Below are 16,638 nucleotides of genomic sequence, written 5' to 3'. Positions count from 1 at the left end.
GCTTGAGAAGGAAGGTATAGTCGCTTTGTCCTCCCCGCAAGGTGGACACGGAAAAGGGCCGTTGACAGGCCGGGATGGTGATTCTAGATGGCGCGCCTGCCGTCGGTGCCCCGTCGTCTAAAGGTAAGACTACGGACTCTGACTCCGTCAATTGAGGTTCGAATCCTCACGGGGCATCCAGCGGCTTCTTCCCCTCACCATCGCTGCAATCGCTTCGGAAGCCGCCCGGATTCGGAAGGCGGGGAACCAGCCGGCGCTTCCGTCCGTAGGAGGCGTCATGGTGATGCGCGCTTTCCTGCTGGCGATCGGCGATCTCGGCGACCGCCGGGTGCTGGCCATCCTCGGCCGATCGCTGCTGATGACCTTGTTGATCTTCGCCGGCATCGGCGTTGCGCTGGGCTTCGCGCTGGACGGCGCGGACCCCTGTTCGCTCTGGTCGGACGATAGCTGCCCGCTGGGGCCGTCGGCGAGCGGGTTCGGGGCTTTCCTGCTGACCGCGATCGGGCTGTGGTTCCTGTTTCCCGCGATCGCGATCGGGGTGATCTCGGCCTATATGGACCGCATCGTCGCGGCGGTGGAGGCGCGGCATTATCCGGCGGCGCTGGCCTCGGCACGGCCGCTCGGCTGGGCGGGCGGGGCGCTGCTGGGATTGCGATCGTCGCTGCGCGTGATCCTCTACAATCTGATCGCGCTGCCCTTCTACATCCTGCTGCTGGTGACGGGCGTGGGGACGGTGCTGCTGTTCGTCGCGGTGAACGGCGTCGCTTTCGGGCGCGACCTCGGCGAGATGGTGGCGGCGCGGCATCTTGACCGGGCGGGGCGGCGTGCCTGGCTCCGGGAGACGCGCGGCGAGCGGGCGTTGATGGGGGCGATCACGACGGGCGTGTTCGTGCTGCCGGTGGTGAACCTGCTGGCGCCGGTGCTGGGCGCGGCGATGGCGACGCATCTGCTCCAGCTCAGCCGGCGCCCCGAGGCGCCGCCCGCCGCCTGAGGGGAGGGCTCAGCCCTCGCCCATCTCCCCGTCGCCCTTATACTTGATTTCGAGGAAACGGTTCTGCGTGGCGAGCGCTTTCAGATCGCCGTCCGCGAGCCGCGCGTTCATGCGGGCGATCTCCTCGCCGATCGTGCCGAGCCCTTCGGCGAGCTGCTTGTCGGGGGAGGGGCCGCCGTTCATCGGCTGGCGGCGGAGCGACGGCGGCACGCGCTGATAGCCGCGCACCAGCTCGGGCAGCTCGTCGCCGATCAGCCGGCGCGCCTCGATCGCCTCGGGCTGGCGCGGGTCGAGCGCCGCGAGTTGCGGCCCGATCGCCTCCAGGCTGAGCGCAAGCGCGTCCAACTGGCGCTGCGCGGGCGCGGGGAGGGCGGGGCGCTGCTTCTCCAGCCAGTCCTCCGTCTGCGCGGGGAGCTGGGCGAGGTCGCTGGTGGCGAGGCGCTCGGGGGTGGGCTCGGGCGAGCGCGACCACATCAGGATCGCGGCCCACGCCAGCACCATCGCGAGGATGACCGCGAGCAGCCCGTTGATCCCGATCGGGCCGATGATGATCCCCGTCGCCAGCGCCGCGCCGAGAATGACCACGGAGGCCAGCACCAGCCGCCTGGCGATGCGCCGGAACGCCGCCTGCCGCCGCTCGCGCCGCCGCCGGGCCGCGGCGCGTCCCTCGGGCGAGATGCGGCGGAGGAAGTCGGCCGCGTGTTCGATGATGTCGTCGGAGGTGGGCATCATTCGATCCGAAACGGCTCCTCTCGCGACGCGGAGGCCTGCGCCTGCGCGGCGCCCTCGGCCCGAGCGATATAGCCGCGCGACTTCTCGACCTCGTCGGTCAGCACGTTGACCGTGGTCTTCATATTGTCGAGCGCCTGAAGCTTGAACGTGTCGATCGCGTCCATCGTCTGATAGATGTTCTGGAAGGCGCGCTTCAGCGTATCGATCGGGATGGTCGAGGCGGCCGCCTGCTGGTGGATCACGCCGGTCTGCGTGCGCAGTAGCTCGCCGGTCGAATCGATCATGTTCGCGGTCGTGGTGTTGAGCGCGGTGATCTGGTCGAGCACCAGCTTCTGGTTGGTGAGCGCCTGCGCCACCGTCACCGCCGTGCGCAGCGCCGAGACGGTGGTGGTGGACGCGCGATCGACGCCCTTCACCAGCTCGACATTGTTCTTCTTGACCAGATCGAGCGCCAGATAGCCCTGCACCGTCACCGCCATCTGGGTCAGCAGATCCTGCGTGCGCTGGCGGACGTAGAAGAGCGCGCTCTCGCGGATCGCCTTGGCCTTGGCCGGATCGGTCGCGTCGAGATCGAGCGCCTTCTGCTCCAGCCCGGCGTCGAGCGCCTTGGCGACATGGATCATCTGCTCCAGCCGGCCCATCGAGGCCCACAGCCCCTGCCGCTCGACATCGATCGCCGCATTGTCCTTCAGAAGCTCATCCTTGCCGCCGGCGAGGCGGGCGAGGATCGTCGAGATATGGCTCTGGGCGGATTTATAGCCGTCGAAATAGTCGCGCAGCTTGCTGCCGAAGGGGAGGACGCCGAACAGCTTCTTGGGCGCCAGCAGGTTGCCCCGTTTGGCGGGGTCGAGATCCTCGATCGTGCGGCGGAGCGCGGCGAGATCGGTGCCGACATTGCTGTCCTTGTCCATCGCCTTGGTCGGGCGATCGAGGAAGCGGTTGGAGTGGCCGGCGGCCTCGGCGATCTCGCGCCGGCCCATGTTGGTGATCTGGTCGACCTTCTTGCCGAACTCGGGCGAGTTGCTGTCGGCGGCGACCAGTTCGGCGATGAAGCCGTCCACGCGCTCGTCGAGTTTGCTCTTCTGGCCGTCGTCGAGCGGCACGAGCCCGGCGGCGCGCTCGGGCGAGATGGCCGCCACGGGCGTGGGCGGCGTCAACTCGATCGGAGTGTCGGTCGCAGTCTGCGTCGTCGTCGCCATCCGGTGATCCTGCCCTCTCTGTTCAGACAGGAAGATAGGACGGCGACGCTGTTTTATTCAAGTGATACGGTTGCGATCGCATCTTCAGCGTCATCCTGACGAAGGTCAGGATCCATTCGCGCTCCGACGAATGGGAAGCGCTGCGCGAATGGACCCTGAACCAAGTTCAGGGTGACGAAATGCGCTATCCCTGCACCAGCCCCGCCTTGCCCGCCTGCACCGCCCAGCGCGAGGCCGTGCGGATCGGCGCGCCCTTGACGCTCACCGCGTCGACCGCCCGGAAATGGCAGGTCCACGCCTCGCGCGTCACCTCGCTCAGCGCATAGCCGCGGCGATCGCCCGTCCATTTGAGGCAGGGGTTGCGGCGCATCCATGCCTCGTTGCCGGGACGCGTCTCATGGCCGTCGCCGCCCGAGCTGATCGAGGTCGAGACGAACTCGCTTGCCACCACCTTGTCGTGATGGATGAGGTCGTTCGCGAAATTCTGGTGCTCGTCGCCGGTGACGACGACGATGTTGCCGCCTTTATGGGCCGCGAACTGGTCGAACAGGCGGGTGCGGGGGCCTTGGTAACCGGCCCAGCTATCCATGTTGTAGACGGGCTGCGGCTCGTCATGCTCGCGCCGGTCGAGCGGGCAGATCATCACCTGCTGCGCGATGAGCTGCCAGCGCTGGTGGCCGGAGGCGAGGCCTTCGCCGAGCCAATGTTCCTGCTGGGCGCCCAGGATCTGGGCGTCGGCCGCGCTGACGCCGGCGCAGGCGGGCTTGTAGTCGTCGCCGCAGGGCTGGTCGGTGCGATAGAGGCGGGTGTTGAGGAAATGCCCGCGCAGCAGGTCGCCATAATCGGCGCGGCGGCGGAACTCGACCGCGCCGTCCGCCTGGGGGAAAGAGGCGCGGCGCACCGGCATATGCTCATACCATGCCTGCAACGCCTGACGGCGGCGGAGCAGGAAGAGCGCCGGATCGGTGCCGTCCTGATCGCGGTCGGACACCCAGTTGTTGTCCACCTCATGGTCGTCATAGGTGCAGAACCACGGGTGCGCGGCGCGGGCGGCCATCAGGTCGGTGTCCAGCGTCTCCTGTGCGTAGCGGATGCGATAGTCGCCGAGCGTATAGGGCTCGCCGCCGACATAGAGGCGGACCGGATCGATCGGCTGGTGCCGCTCGTTCGTCACCGTTCCGGGATGATATTCGTAGATATAATCGCCGTAATGGAACACGAAATCGAGTTCCTCCTCGGCGACATGGCGATAGGCGGTGTACCAGCCTGCCTCGAAATGCTGGCAGCCGACGGCGGCGAAGCGCACCTTGTCGACGATGGCCCCGATCGCGGGGAGGGTGCGGGCCATGCCGGTGAGGCTCTTCTCGCCCGCGCATTTGAAGCGATACCAGTAAGGCCGGCCGGGCTTCAGCCCCGACACCTCGACATGGACCGAGTGGGCGAGTTCGGGATGCGCCGTCTCGCTGCCTCTGGCGACGACGGTCCTGAAGCCGTCATCCTCCGCCACCTCCCAGTCCACCGCGACCGGGCGGATCGGCATTCCGCCCTGCGGCTCGAGAGGCTTCGGCGCGAGGCGGGTCCAGATCACGAAACCGTCGGGCAGCGCGTCGCCCGACGCGACGCCCAGCGTGAAGGGATAATCCACGAATCCCAGCGTCTGCGCGCGAAGGCCGGCGGGCAGGACGAAGGGGGCGGCGACGAGGCCGCCGATCACGGCGCGGCGCGACGGGGTCAGGAGAGTCATGGCCGCCGACTAACGCGTCCGCGTGACGCATTTGTTGCGCTTCTTGAAGGAAAAGCGCGGAAAAATCGCGTTTCGGACGTGCAATAAACCGGGGTCTGGCCTAAGGCATGAGCAAGGTTGAAATCCGCATCGATACGCGCGGGGGTATACCATCATGCACGATCAGGCCGCGTTGCTGCTCGCGCGAACGCAATTCGCTTTCACCCTGTCCTTTCACTTCATCTTCCCGAGCTTCACGATCGGGCTGGCCAGCTATCTGATGGTGCTGGAGGGGCTGTGGCTGAAGACGAAGCAGGCCGTCTATCTCGACCTCTTCCGCTACTGGACCAAGATCTTCGCGATCAACTTCGCGATGGGCGTCGTCTCCGGTATCGTCATGTCCTACCAGTTCGGCACCAACTGGTCGGTCTTTTCCGATCGCGCCGGGCCGATCGTCGGGCCGCTGATGGCCTATGAGGTGCTGACCGCTTTCTTCCTCGAAGCCGGTTTCCTCGGCGTGATGATCTTCGGGATGAAGAAGGTGGGGCCGGGGCTCCATTATGTCGCGACCTGCGCGGTGGCGCTGGGCACCTGCATCTCGGCCTTCTGGATCATCTCGGCCAATAGCTGGATGCAGACGCCGCAGGGCTGGACGCTCAATTCCGCGCATCAGTTCGTGCCGGCGGGAAGCTGGTGGCCGGTGATCTTCACGCCGAGCTTCCCCTATCGCCTGATCCACACGCTGATCGCCTCCTATCTCACCACCGCGCTGGTGGTGGGGGCGGTGGGCGCGTGGCACCTGATCCGCGGCCACGCCACGCCGCAGGTGAAGAAGATGTTCTCGATGGCGATGTGGATGGCGGCGCTGGTGGCGCCGGTGCAGATCCTCGTCGGCGACCAGCACGGCCTCAACACGCTGGAGCATCAGCCGGCCAAGGTGCTGGCGATGGAGGGCGACTACCGCCCGAGCCCCGACGGCGCGCCGCTGATCCTGTTCGGCCTGCCCGACAGCCGGTCCGCCGAGGTGAAGGCGAAGATCGAAATTCCGCACGCGGGCTCCCTGATCCTGCGCCACGATCCCCATGCTCCGCTTCAGGGCCTGACCGATTTCCCGCGCGACGAATGGCCGCCGGTGCCGATCGTCTTCTGGTCGTTCCGCATCATGGTGGGCCTTGCCTCGCTGATGCTGCTGCTCGGGCTGTCGAGCCTCGCGGCGCGGGCGCGCAGGGGGCTCTATGAGTGGGGCTGGCTGCACCGCTTCGCGCTGGTGATGGGGCCGGCGGGCTTCGTCGCCACCACGGCGGGCTGGATCACCACCGAGGTGGGGCGGCAACCTTACACCATCTTCCACGTCCTGCGTACCGCGGACAGCGTCTCGCCGATCGCGGCGCCGGGCGTCGGCTGGTCGCTGGCGGCCTTCGCCATCGTCTATCTCGCGGCCTTCTCGGCGGGCATCTGGTACATCCTGCGCCTGATGGCGAAGCCTCCGGCGACCGGCGAGCCCGACCACCCCGACCAGCCGACCCACGCCGCCGGCATCACGCCCGCCCCCGCGATCGAAGGAGGCCGCGCATGATCGAGCCCGATCCCACGCTGGCGCTGATCTGGGCCGGCATCATCGCCTTCGCCATCGCCGCCTATGTGTTCATGGACGGCTTCGACCTCGGCATCGGCATCCTCTTCCCGCTGTTCAAGGTCGGCAAGGAGCGCGATCAGGCGATGAACGCGGTCGCCCCCGTATGGGATGGCAACGAGACATGGCTGGTGATGGGCGGCGGAGGCCTGCTGGCGGCCTTCCCGCTGGCCTATTCGATCATCCTGCCGGCGCTCTATCCGCCGATCATCGCAATGCTGCTCGGCCTCGTCTTCCGGGGCGTGGCGTTCGAGTTCCGCTGGCGCGACCCGCGGCATCGCCCGGTGTGGGACTTCGCCTTCTTCTCGGGTTCCGCCGTGACGGCGCTGGCGCAGGGCATCACGCTCGGCGCGCTGTTGCAGGGCATCCATGTCGAGGGCCGCGCCTATGCCGGCGGCTGGTGGGACTGGCTGACGCCTTTCTCGATGCTGACCGGGGTGAGCCTGCTGATCGGCTATGCGCTGCTCGGCGCCTGCTTCCTGCTGTGGAAGACCGAGGGGCTGGTGCATGAGGATGCCCGCAAGCTGGCGAAGATGCTCGCGCCGCTCCTCGTGCTGGCGATCGCGGCGGTGAGCCTCGCGACGCCTTTCCTCTCGGGGCAATATTACAAGCGCTGGTTCGCATGGCCGAGCGTGCTGGCGACGGCGCAGGTGCCGCTGCTGGTCGCGATCGTGGCGGCGCTGCTGCTCTGGACGCTGGCCAAGGGGCGCGAGCGGGCGCCCTTCTTCCTGACGGTCGCGCTGTTCCTGCTGTCGATGGCGGGGCTGGCGGTGTCGATCTTCCCGGATGTGATCCCCGGCCGCGTCTCGATCTATCAGGCGGCGGCGCCCGGCGTCAGTCAGGCGTTCATGCTGGTCGGCGCGATGTTCCTCATACCGATCATCCTTGGCTATACCGGCTGGGCCTATTGGGTCTTCCGGGGCAAGGTGGGCGAAGGGGGATATCATTGATATGTGGGGGCGCCGCCTCGGCTGGTTCGTGGGGCTGTGGGCGCTGGGCGTGGCGACGCTCGGCCTCGTCGCGCTGATACTGGAAATGTGGATCAAGGGATGAGCTGGGATCGCTGGTGGCTGTTCGTGGTGACGGTGTTTCTCATCTCGGGGACGCCGGGGCCGAACATGCTCCATGTCATGACGCGATCGGTGCGCTACGGCTTCGGCCGCTCGGTCTGGGCGATGGCGGGGTGCATGACCGCCGTGCTGATCGCGCTGGCCGCCTCGGCCGCCGGCGTCGGGGCGCTGCTGCTCGCCTCGCCGCGCCTGTTCGACGTGCTGCGCTATGCAGGCGCCGCCTATCTGGCGTGGCTCGGCATCAAGGCGTGGCGCGGGGCGGGCAAGGGCGCGGCGGGGATGGACCCGGACGTGCCCGTGGCGCCCGGCATCTCCACCTTCGCGCTCTATCGGGATGCGCTGCTCACCGGGCTCTCCAACCCCAAGCTGATCCTGTTCGCCGCGGCCCTCTTCCCGCAGTTCATCTCGCAGAAGGCTTATTGGGCGCCGCAGTTCGCGATCCTCGTGGTGACGTTCGCGGCGATCGAGACGAGTTGGTATGTCGCCTATGCGGCCGGCGGACGGCGGCTTTCCGGCTGGCTGGCGGACGGCCGGCGGCAGCGCGCCTTCGATCGTGGCACCGGGGCGCTCTTCTTCATGTTCGGCGCAGGGCTGATCGCCGCGCGCACGGCCTGACCCGCCCGCCCTTGTTGCAGCGCGCCATATCGGCTATGGGCGCGCGCTGAAACTCCTGCAGGATCATAATCTCATGGCGCTCCGCAACGTGGCGATCATCGCCCACGTCGATCACGGCAAGACCACGCTCGTCGACCAGCTCTTCCGTCAGTCCGGTACCTTCCGTGACAACCAGCGCGTCGAAGAGCGCGCCATGGACTCGAACGACCTCGAAAAGGAGCGTGGCATCACGATCCTGGCCAAGCCCACCTCGATCGAGTGGGAAGGCACGCGCATCAACATCGTCGACACCCCCGGCCACGCCGATTTCGGCGGCGAGGTGGAGCGCATCCTCTCGATGGTCGACGGCGTGATCCTGCTGGTGGACTCGTCCGAAGGCGCGATGCCGCAGACCAAGTTCGTGACCGGCAAGGCGCTCGCGCTCGGCCTCAAGCCGATCGTCGTCGTCAACAAGATCGACCGCCCGGATTCGCGCGTGCAGGAAGTGCTGGACGAGGTGTTCGACCTCTTCGTCAGCCTCGACGCGTCCGAAGAGCAGCTCGACTTCCCGGTGCTCTACGCCTCGGGCCGCAACGGCTATGCCTCGACCGACGAGAATGCCCGCGAGGGCACGCTGCGTCCGCTGTTCGAGAAGATCGTCAGCCATGTGCCGGCGCCGTCGGTCGATCTCGAAGCGCCGTTCACCTTCCTGGTGACGCTGCTCGATCGCGACAATTTCATGGGCCGCATCCTCACCGGCCGCGTCAACTCGGGCGTGGTGAAGATCAACCAGCCGATCCACGCGCTCGACGGCGAGGGCAATGTGATCGAAGCGGGCCGCGCGTCCAAGATCATGACCTTCCGCGGCCTCGACCGCGTGCCGGTCGACGAGGCGAAGGCGGGCGACATCATCTCGCTGGCCGGCCTCACCGTCGCGACCGTGGCGAACACCATCGCCGACACCTCGGTCAACACGCCGATCGTCGCGCAGCCGATCGATCCGCCGACGCTGTCCATGCGTTTCGCGGTGAACGATTCGCCCTTCGCCGGACGTGAAGGCTCGAAGGTGACGTCGCGCATGATCCGCGACCGCCTGTTCCGCGAGGCGGAATCGAACGTCGCCGTGAAGGTGACCGAGAGCGCCGACAAGGACAGCTTCGAGGTGGCCGGCCGTGGCGAGCTCCAGCTCGGCGTGCTGATCGAGACGATGCGCCGCGAGGGCTTCGAGCTTGGCATCTCGCGTCCGCGCGTGCTGTTCGGCGAGGACGAGACCGGTGGCCGTACCGAGCCCTACGAGACCGTCGTGATCGACGTGGACGAGGAATTCTCGGGCACGGTCGTCGACAAGATGAACCAGCGCAAGGCCGAGATGACCGACATGCGCCCGTCGGGCGGCGGCAAGACGCGCATCACCTTCTCCGCGCCGTCGCGCGGCCTGATCGGCTATCATGGCGAGTTCCTGTCGGACACCCGCGGCACCGGCATCATGAACCGGCTGTTCGAGAAGTACGGCCCGCACAAGGGCTCGATCGACGGCCGCAAGAACGGCGTTCTGATCTCGAACGGTTCGGGCGAGGCCAACAGCTATGCGCTCGGCCCGCTTGAGGAGCGCGGCATCCTGTTCGTCGGCCATGGCGAGGCGCTCTACGAGGGCATGATCGTCGGCCAGAACGCCAAGGATGACGACCTCGAAGTCAACCCGATGAAGGCGAAGCAGCTCACCAACTTCCGCGCTTCGGGCGGCAAGGACGACGCGATCCGCCTCACCCCGCCGAAGCGGATGACGCTGGAGCAGGCGATCGCCTACATCGACGATGACGAGCTGGTGGAAGTGACGCCGAAGACGATCCGTCTGCGCAAGCGCCACCTCGATCCGCACGAGCGCAAGCGCGCCAAGCGCGCCGCGGCGTAAGCGACTTTATCGGGCCGTCACTCGCTGGAGTGGCGGCCCGAATTGTATCCGGGGATTGCGGGCGGCGAATGCGCCCCTCATCCTCCCCATGCAATGGGGAGGATGTTTAGGCTTCGGCCATCTTCAGCAGCAGCTTCCATTCCTCCGGCTCGACCTTCGACACCGACAGGCGGGACTGCTTCAGCATCATCAGTTCGGCGAGCTTCGGCTCGGCCTTGATCGCGGCCAGCGTCACCGGATGCGCGAGCGGCCGCACCGGCTTCACCGCGACGCTCGCCCATTTGCCGTCGTCGCCGTCCGGCTGCCAGGCGCGCGTCACCTCCATGATGCCGACGGCGGCCTTCTCGGTGTTCGAGTGGTAGAACAGCGCCTGATCGCCGATCGCCATCTCCTTGAGGAAATTGCGCGCGGTGTAGTTGCGCACGCCGTTCCACTCGGTGCCGCCGTCGCGGACGAGATCGTCCCACGAATAGGCATCGGGTTCGGAACGCAGCACCCAGTAGGCCATCTCATTCTCCCTGAGGCGCGCGGCGCAGCATCAGCGTCATGCGCGCGGCCGCGATCGGGCGGCTGCGGTCGTCCTGCCAGGCGAAGGCCTCGACATTGGCGATGCGGTTGCCCAGCCGCGCGATGGTGGCGGCGGCGAAGGTCAGCCGTTCGCGCCCGCCGCGCATGAAGTCGACGGTGACGTTGATCGGCTTGACGCCGACGCCCGCCTCGCCGGCCAGCGCGTCGAGCACCGTGCCGACGGCGGCGATCTCCAGCAGCCCGGCGATGGCGCCGCCGTGGAGGAAGTGCGGGCGGCCGACCACGCGCGTCTCGAACGGCATCTGGAAGAGCGGCCCGCGATCGCCGTCCCGCTCGACCGTGATGCCGAGGAAATGCGCGTAGGGCGGCAGCTTCGTCTCGCACACGGTCATGCCCGTCAGGCCTCGTCCGTCATCATGAAGGTGCCGGCGACGTGCGCGATCGGGTCGTCCGGGTCGCCGTCATGCGCCATGCCGCGCACGAAGGCGACGCGGCGTGTGAGGCGATAGCATTCGCCATGGCCGATGACGGTCCGCCCCGGCGTCGCGGCGCGCAGATAGTCGATGCGCAGGTCCAGCGTCGCCTGCGGCTTGAACGCGCCGCGCCTGATCCAGACGGCGATGCTGGTCGCCATGTCCATCAGCGCGATGATCGGGCCGGAGGCGAGCACACCGGACGCCTCGTCGCCGATCAGGTCCGCGCGATAGTCGAGCGCCAGCTCCGACCAGTCCTCGCCATGCGCCACGAAGCGGGCGCCGAGCGCGCCATTATGACCGAAGGCCGCGACCATGCGGGCGGCGGCGGCGGGGTCGAAGCCCTGGGAGGCGGGATGGGCGGGATCGGCCATGCCCCCGCATGGATAGCGGGCGTCCGCGCACCCCGCAATCGCGCGGGAGGGGAGGGTGGCACTTATGTGACGCTGCCGGAGCGATCGTCCGACGGGTGGTTGCGGCGGGCGAGGCCGGGCGGCAGGGTGCCGGCCGACCTGCCTTGCTGACCGGAGTTGTCCCATGCGTCGCGCTGCCCTGCTGTTGCTCCCCCTGCTCGTCGCCGCCGCGCCGCAGGACTGGAACGCCCGCTTCAAGGCGATCTATTCGGACGAATATGCCTGGCGCCTGCACAGCTTCGCCCAGCCCGAGGGGCCGCGCGGCCAGCGCATCATGAGCGCGCATCTCCCCGACGTGTCTCCGCAGGCGCAGGCGGAGCGTACCGCCATGTGGGAGAAGGTGGAGGGCCAGCTCGCCACCGTCCCGCAGGACAGGCTGACGGCGGAGAACCGCGTCAACTTCGCGGTCTATAAGGGGCAGATCGACGCGTTGCTCGCCGCCCAGCGCTTCCATGAATGGGAGAAGCCCGCCAATTCGGATTCGAGCTTCTGGGGCGATCTTTCCAGCGTCGACGACAAACCGCTGCGTTCGGCGCAGGAATATCGCAACTTCATCGGTCAGCTCACCGAAGTGCCGCGCTATTTCGATCAGCAGATCGTCAACATGAAGGTGGGCGAGGCGCGCGGCTTCACGCCCCCCAAGGTGACGCTGGCCGGCCGTGACGGTTCGATCGCGATGGTGGCCAACGCCAAGTCGGCCGAGGAGACGGGCTTCTGGGCACCGTTCAAGACGATGCCGGCCAACATCCCGGCGGCCGAGCAGGAAACGCTCCGCGCCGAGGCACGCAAGGCGATCATGACGAGCGTGGTGCCTTCCTATGCGAAGCTGCTGACTTACTGGCAGGGCGATTATGTGCCCCACGCCAACCCCGAGCTGGCGGCGGAGAAGCAGCCCGGCGGCGCGGCCTATTACCGCTCCAAGATCCGCGAGTTCACCACGCTCGACCTGACGCCAGACCAGATCCACGCGATCGGCCTTCAGGAAGTCGCCTCGATCCATGCCGAGATGCTGGCGGTGATGAAGCAGGTCGGCTTCAAGGGCGATTTCCCGGCCTTCCTGACCTTCCTGCGCACCGATCCGCGCTTCTACGCCAAGACGCCGGACGAGCTTCTCAAGGACGCGGCGTGGATCGCCAAGACGTTCGACGGCAAGGCCGCCACCTGGTTCGGCCATCTGCCGCGCCGCCGCTTCGCGATCATCCCGGTTCCGGCGGCGATCGCGCCCTTCTACACGGCGGGACGTGGCGGCGACGGCGTCTATCTGGTCAACACCCAGAACCTGCCGAGCCGCCCGCTCTACCAGCTCACCGCGCTGACGCTGCACGAGAGCGCGCCGGGCCACGCCTTCCAGATCCCGCTCGCGGCCGAGGCGAAGGACCAGCCCGAATTCCGCTCGGCCGGCTATATCTCGGCCTATGGGGAGGGTTGGGCGCTCTATTGCGAGCGGCTGGGCGACGAGATGGGCATGTACCAGACGCCTTATGACCGTTTCGGGATGCTGAGCTATCAGATGTGGCGCGCCTCGCGGCTGGTGGTGGACACCGGCGTCCATCATCTCGGCTGGACGCGCGCGCAGGCCATCGCCTTCCTCCACGACAACACCGCGCTCTCCGATCATGAGATCGAGACGGAGGTCGATCGCTACATCTCGTGGCCGGGGCAGGCGCTCAGCTATTATCTCGGCGAGAAGACGATCCGCGACGATCGCGCCAAGGCCGAGAAGGCGCTGGGGCCGAAGTTCAACATCCGCGCTTTCCACGACACGATCCTGGCGCTCGGATCGGTGCCGATGAGCGCGCTCAACGCCCGTGTGGACCAGTTCATTGCCGAAGGCGGCAAGGGGCCGTATCCGGACGAGGAATAAGAGAAGCGAGAGGATAAGAATGTCGTTCTGGGGTCCGTTGAAGTCGATCGAGGCGCCGCCCGCCGACGCCGTGCACAAGCTGCACCGCACGCTCGGCTGGCCGCATCTGGTGGCGCTGGGCGTCGGCGCGATCGTCGGCACCGGCATCCTGACGCTGACCGGCGTCGGCGCCGCGCTGGCGGGGCCGGGCGTCATCCTCTCCTTCCTGATCGCGGGCGCGGTCTGCGCGGCGGCGGCGCTTGCCTATGCCGAGCTCGCGGCGATGATCCCGCAATCCGGCAGCGCCTACACCTATTCCTATGTCGCCGTGGGCGAGACGATCGCCTGGATCGTCGGCTGGAGCCTGATCCTCGAATATTCGGTGGTCTGCTCGACGGTGGCGGTCGGCTGGTCGGGCTATTTCACCGGCTTCATGGACGGCATCGGCTGGACCATCCCCAAGGCGCTGGCGGGCGGGCCGGACGCGGGCGGCCTCGTCAACCTGCCGGCGGTGGGCATCATCGCCGTGGTGGCCGGGCTGCTGCTGGTCGGCACGCGCGAATCGGCGACGCTGAACGCCGCGCTGGTGGCGCTGAAGATCGCGGCGCTGGCGATGTTCGTGGCCGTGACGCTGCCGCATTTCGACGCGGCGAACTTCCATCCCTTCATGCCCTTCGGTTTCTTCCAGTCGCTCGGGCCGGACGGCGCCAAGCATGGCGTGATGGCGGCGGCGTCGATCATCTTCTTCGCCTTCTACGGCTTCGACGCGGTGTCGACGGCGGCCGAGGAGGCCAAGAATCCCGGCCGGGACATGACCATCGGCATCGTCGGATCGATGCTCGCCTGCGTGGTGATCTACATGGGCGTCGCGGCCTGCGCGATCGGCGCGGTGCCGGTGGCGAGCTTCGCCAACTCGGCCGAGCCGCTGGCGCTGGTGCTGCGCACGGTCGGCTCGGCGACCACCGCCAAGATATTCGGTGCAGTGGCCGTGGTGGCGCTGCCGACCGTGATCCTCGCCTTCCTGTTCGGCCAGACCCGCATCTTCTTCGTGATGGCGCGCGACCGGCTGCTTCCCGAGCGGCTCGGCCGCGTCCATCCCAGGAGCGGCGTGCCGGTGGCGGTCACGATCGGGACGGCGATCATCGTCGCGATCATCGCGGCCTTCCTGCCGCTCGCCGAGATCGCGGCGCTGGCCAATGCGGGGACGCTCTGCGCCTTCGTGGCGGTGGGCGCGTCGATGCTGATCCTGAGGAGACGCGAGCCGAACCGCGAGCGCGCCTTCCGCACGCCGCTGGCGCCGCTGGTCGGCGCGGTGGCGATTCTCGGCTGCCTCTATCTGTTCTGGAACCTGCCGTTCGGCACGCAGGTGCGGTTCTTCGCGTGGAACGGGCTCGGGCTGATCGTCTACTTCGCCTATGCGCGGCGGCGCAGCGTGGCGGTGGCCTGAGCCACCGCCCGCCGGTCCGTCAGGCGCGGAGCTTCGAGGCGGCTTCCGCGCGCTGACGGATCGCCGCCTCGTCGATCGTGCCCGAGGGCACCAGCCACGAGCCGCCGACGCACAGCACCGCCTCTTCGGCGAGCCAGCTCGGCGCGCTCTCCAGCGTGATGCCGCCGGTCGGGCAGAAGCGCGCGTCGCGGAACACGCTCGCATAGGCCTTGAGCGCCTTCAGCCCGCCGACCGCCTCGGCCGGGAAGAACTTGAAGCGATTGAGGCCGAGATCCATGCCGGTCATGATATCGGCCGGGTTGGCGACGCCAGGCAGGAAATCGATGTTCGCGGTCTGCGCGGCCCTGGTGAGCGGCACGGTCAGGCCTGGCGAGACGATGAAGGTGGCGCCGGCTTCCTGCGCGGCGTGGAGCTGGCGCTCGTTGAGCACGGTGCCCGCGCCGACGATCGCGCCCGGCACCTTGGACATCGCGCGGATCGCATCGAGAGCGACCGGCGTGCGCAGCGTCACTTCGAGAAGCGGCAGGCCGCCCGCCACCAGCGCCTCGGCGATCGGGGCGGCATCCTCCAGCCGGTCGATCACCAGAACGGGGATCACGGGCGCCTTGCGCATCAGGGCATCGACATCGGCCATCGGGCACTTCCTCAACAAGAATATGGGGCGCCGCCTGCCTAGCGATCTCACCCCCGGAGCGAAAGAGGGGGTGGCTAGGCAAGGCGACGGAGGGAGGGTAGGTTACGGCACCGGCTCATTCCGGGAGGGGAGCGAACGGCCTCTCCGGGAGGCGTCATGCCGAATCCAGGCTTTCGTACTGGTCGGTAACATTTGACTTGCGTGTGGGAAGCGACGGGCTAACGTTGCACCGCAATAAAGGGGATATGGATGATCCGCACATCCACCGCGTTGGTCATGATCGCTCTCCTGGCCGGATGCTCAAAGGGGAATCAGGCGCCGAAAGGCCCGCCGGTTCCGCATGTTTCCGTCGCCCAGCCGCTTCAGCGCGACGTGGTCGACTGGGATGAGTATATCGGCCGCTTCGAGGCGCCGCAGTCGGTCGATCTGCGCGCCCGCGTCACGGGGGTGGTGACGCAGATCCTGTTCCGCAACGGGCAGGATGTGAAAGAGGGCCAGCCGCTCTTCATCATCGATCCGCGCCCCTATCGCGCCGCGCTGGATCAGGCGCTGGCGCAGGTGGCGAGCGCGAAGGCGACGCTCATCAACGCGAAATCCGTCGCCAGCCGCTCGACCGAGCTGGTCAAGGTGCAGGCGGTCAGCAAGGAAGAGCTGGAGAATAACGAAGCCGCCGTGCGCACCGCCGCGGCCAATCTCCAGGCGGCCGAGGCCAATGCCTATAATGCCCGGCTGAACATCGGCTTCACGACGGTGCGCGCGCCGGTGTCGGGCCGCGTGTCGGACAAGCGCGTGTCGCTCGGCGATCAGGTCATCAACGGGCAGACGCTGCTGACCACGGTGGTGTCGCTCGATCCGATCTGGTTCACCTTCGACGGGGCCGAGAGCTTCTATCTCAAATATCTGCGCGAGGCGCAGAAGGGCCAGCGCGATTCCTCGCGGAGCAAGGCCAACCCGGTCGACATCCAGCTTTCCGACGAGACGGGCTATAACTGGCACGGCCGGATGCAGTTCGTGGACAACGCCCTCGATCCGCAGACCGGCACGATTCGCGCTCATGCGGTGGTGGCGAACCCGAATCATTTCCTGACGCCCGGCATGTTCGGCCGCGCCCGTCTGCTCGGTTCGGGCACCTACAAGGCGCTGCTGGTGCCGGACGAGGCGATCACCGCCGATCAGGCCCGCAAGCTCGTCTTCGTGATGGGCCGCGACGGCACCGCCGTGCAGCGCGAGGTGGAGACGGGACCGGAAGTGGAGGGCCTGCGCGCCATCCGCAGCGGCATCGCGCCGACCGATCTCGTGCTGCTCGACGGCATCGCCCAGCTCGCGCCCGGCGCGAAGGTGGATGCGAAGAAGACGGTCATCAAGCCGCGCGCACCCGATACCGGGCCGCAAATGCCGACGGTCACCACGCCGCAGCCGTCCTTCGCCACACCGTCGGCCGGCTGA

Annotated in this window: 16 protein-coding genes and 1 tRNA gene; 10 read left to right on the top strand and 7 right to left on the bottom strand. The window is 67.7% G+C overall.

Translation table 11 applies throughout. From position 1 onward, the window contains the following. The first annotated feature begins 106 nt into the window (after positions 1 to 106). Both FHS98_RS11805 and FHS98_RS11800 read left to right on the top strand, forming a co-directional pair. Positions 107 to 180 (top strand) — tRNA-Gln (locus FHS98_RS11805). Between the two features lie 97 nt (positions 181 to 277). Next, positions 278 to 991, top strand: coding sequence for an EI24 domain-containing protein (locus FHS98_RS11800; protein ID WP_208402219.1), 714 nt, complete (start codon positions 278 to 280; stop codon positions 989 to 991). 9 nt (positions 992 to 1,000) lie between these two features. Here FHS98_RS11800 and FHS98_RS11795 read toward each other — a convergent pair whose 3' ends face one another. From FHS98_RS11795 to FHS98_RS11785, 3 genes are all read right to left on the bottom strand, one after another. Next, positions 1,001 to 1,723: a hypothetical protein gene (locus FHS98_RS11795; protein WP_243847991.1), complete on the bottom strand. Its 723-nt coding sequence runs from the start codon at positions 1,721 to 1,723 to the stop codon at positions 1,001 to 1,003. After that, the gene (locus FHS98_RS11790) at positions 1,720 to 2,922 is read right to left on the bottom strand and encodes a toxic anion resistance protein (protein WP_167104854.1); all 1,203 of its coding nucleotides are present in this window, start codon (positions 2,920 to 2,922) and stop codon (positions 1,720 to 1,722) included. The genes FHS98_RS11795 and FHS98_RS11790 overlap by 4 nt, the downstream gene beginning before the upstream one ends. Before the next feature lie 184 nt (positions 2,923 to 3,106). After that, positions 3,107 to 4,666, bottom strand: a complete 1,560-nt coding sequence (locus tag FHS98_RS11785) for an alkaline phosphatase D family protein (protein WP_167104851.1) — start codon at positions 4,664 to 4,666, stop codon at positions 3,107 to 3,109. A gap of 154 nt (positions 4,667 to 4,820) precedes the next feature. Here FHS98_RS11785 and FHS98_RS11780 point away from each other — a divergent pair, with 154 nt between their 5' ends. The 5 genes from FHS98_RS11780 (at position 4,821) to typA (ending at position 9,854) form a co-directional block, all read left to right on the top strand. Next, a complete protein-coding gene (locus tag FHS98_RS11780; RefSeq protein ID WP_167104848.1) occupies positions 4,821 to 6,221 on the top strand; it encodes a cytochrome ubiquinol oxidase subunit I in 1,401 nt (466 codons plus the stop codon). Beyond that, positions 6,218 to 7,228, top strand: a complete 1,011-nt coding sequence (gene cydB / locus FHS98_RS11775; RefSeq protein WP_167104845.1) for a cytochrome d ubiquinol oxidase subunit II — start codon at positions 6,218 to 6,220, stop codon at positions 7,226 to 7,228. The genes FHS98_RS11780 and cydB overlap by 4 nt, the downstream gene beginning before the upstream one ends. 1 nt (position 7,229) lies before the next feature. Continuing rightward, positions 7,230 to 7,331, top strand: coding sequence for a DUF2474 family protein (locus FHS98_RS11770; RefSeq protein ID WP_167104842.1), 102 nt, complete (start codon positions 7,230 to 7,232; stop codon positions 7,329 to 7,331). After that, positions 7,328 to 7,963, top strand: a complete 636-nt coding sequence (locus FHS98_RS11765; protein WP_167104839.1) for a LysE family translocator — start codon at positions 7,328 to 7,330, stop codon at positions 7,961 to 7,963. The genes FHS98_RS11770 and FHS98_RS11765 overlap by 4 nt, the downstream gene beginning before the upstream one ends. Before the next feature lie 73 nt (positions 7,964 to 8,036). Next, on the top strand, positions 8,037 to 9,854 hold the full coding sequence (gene typA / locus FHS98_RS11760) for a translational GTPase TypA (protein ID WP_167104836.1): 1,818 nt from the start codon (positions 8,037 to 8,039) through the stop codon (positions 9,852 to 9,854). A 106-nt stretch (positions 9,855 to 9,960) separates the two neighbouring features. Here typA and FHS98_RS11755 read toward each other — a convergent pair whose 3' ends face one another. Genes FHS98_RS11755 through FHS98_RS11745 form a run of 3 tightly spaced genes read right to left on the bottom strand, consistent with a single transcriptional unit; the run spans position 9,961 to position 11,229 of the window. Continuing rightward, on the bottom strand, positions 9,961 to 10,362 hold the full coding sequence (locus tag FHS98_RS11755) for an EVE domain-containing protein (protein ID WP_167104833.1): 402 nt from the start codon (positions 10,360 to 10,362) through the stop codon (positions 9,961 to 9,963). A gap of 1 nt (position 10,363) precedes the next feature. Next, positions 10,364 to 10,774 (bottom strand): PaaI family thioesterase, encoded by a 411-nt coding sequence (locus FHS98_RS11750; RefSeq protein ID WP_167104830.1) that lies wholly within the window; start codon positions 10,772 to 10,774, stop codon positions 10,364 to 10,366. A 5-nt stretch (positions 10,775 to 10,779) separates the two neighbouring features. Further along, positions 10,780 to 11,229 (bottom strand): PaaI family thioesterase, encoded by a 450-nt coding sequence (locus FHS98_RS11745; protein WP_167104827.1) that lies wholly within the window; start codon positions 11,227 to 11,229, stop codon positions 10,780 to 10,782. A gap of 163 nt (positions 11,230 to 11,392) precedes the next feature. Between FHS98_RS11745 and FHS98_RS11740 the strand changes: the two genes are divergently transcribed. Both FHS98_RS11740 and FHS98_RS11735 read left to right on the top strand, forming a co-directional pair. Then, positions 11,393 to 13,132: a DUF885 domain-containing protein gene (locus FHS98_RS11740; protein ID WP_167104824.1), complete on the top strand. Its 1,740-nt coding sequence runs from the start codon at positions 11,393 to 11,395 to the stop codon at positions 13,130 to 13,132. 19 nt (positions 13,133 to 13,151) lie between these two features. Then, on the top strand, positions 13,152 to 14,558 hold the full coding sequence (locus FHS98_RS11735) for an amino acid permease (RefSeq protein ID WP_167104821.1): 1,407 nt from the start codon (positions 13,152 to 13,154) through the stop codon (positions 14,556 to 14,558). 19 nt (positions 14,559 to 14,577) lie between these two features. Here FHS98_RS11735 and eda read toward each other — a convergent pair whose 3' ends face one another. Continuing rightward, on the bottom strand, positions 14,578 to 15,192 hold the full coding sequence (gene eda, locus FHS98_RS11730; RefSeq protein ID WP_167104818.1) for a bifunctional 4-hydroxy-2-oxoglutarate aldolase/2-dehydro-3-deoxy-phosphogluconate aldolase: 615 nt from the start codon (positions 15,190 to 15,192) through the stop codon (positions 14,578 to 14,580). Positions 15,193 to 15,468: 276 nt separating this feature from the next. Between eda and FHS98_RS11725 the strand changes: the two genes are divergently transcribed. Continuing rightward, positions 15,469 to 16,638 carry an efflux RND transporter periplasmic adaptor subunit gene (locus FHS98_RS11725; protein ID WP_243847990.1) on the top strand — a complete coding sequence of 390 codons (1,170 nt, stop codon included), beginning with the start codon at positions 15,469 to 15,471 and terminating at the stop codon, positions 16,636 to 16,638.

The organism is Sphingomonas oligoaromativorans (genome assembly GCF_011762195.1).
Lineage (GTDB): Bacteria > Pseudomonadota > Alphaproteobacteria > Sphingomonadales > Sphingomonadaceae > Solisphingomonas > Solisphingomonas oligoaromativorans.
This window is presented reverse-complemented; position numbering and strand designations above follow the sequence as displayed.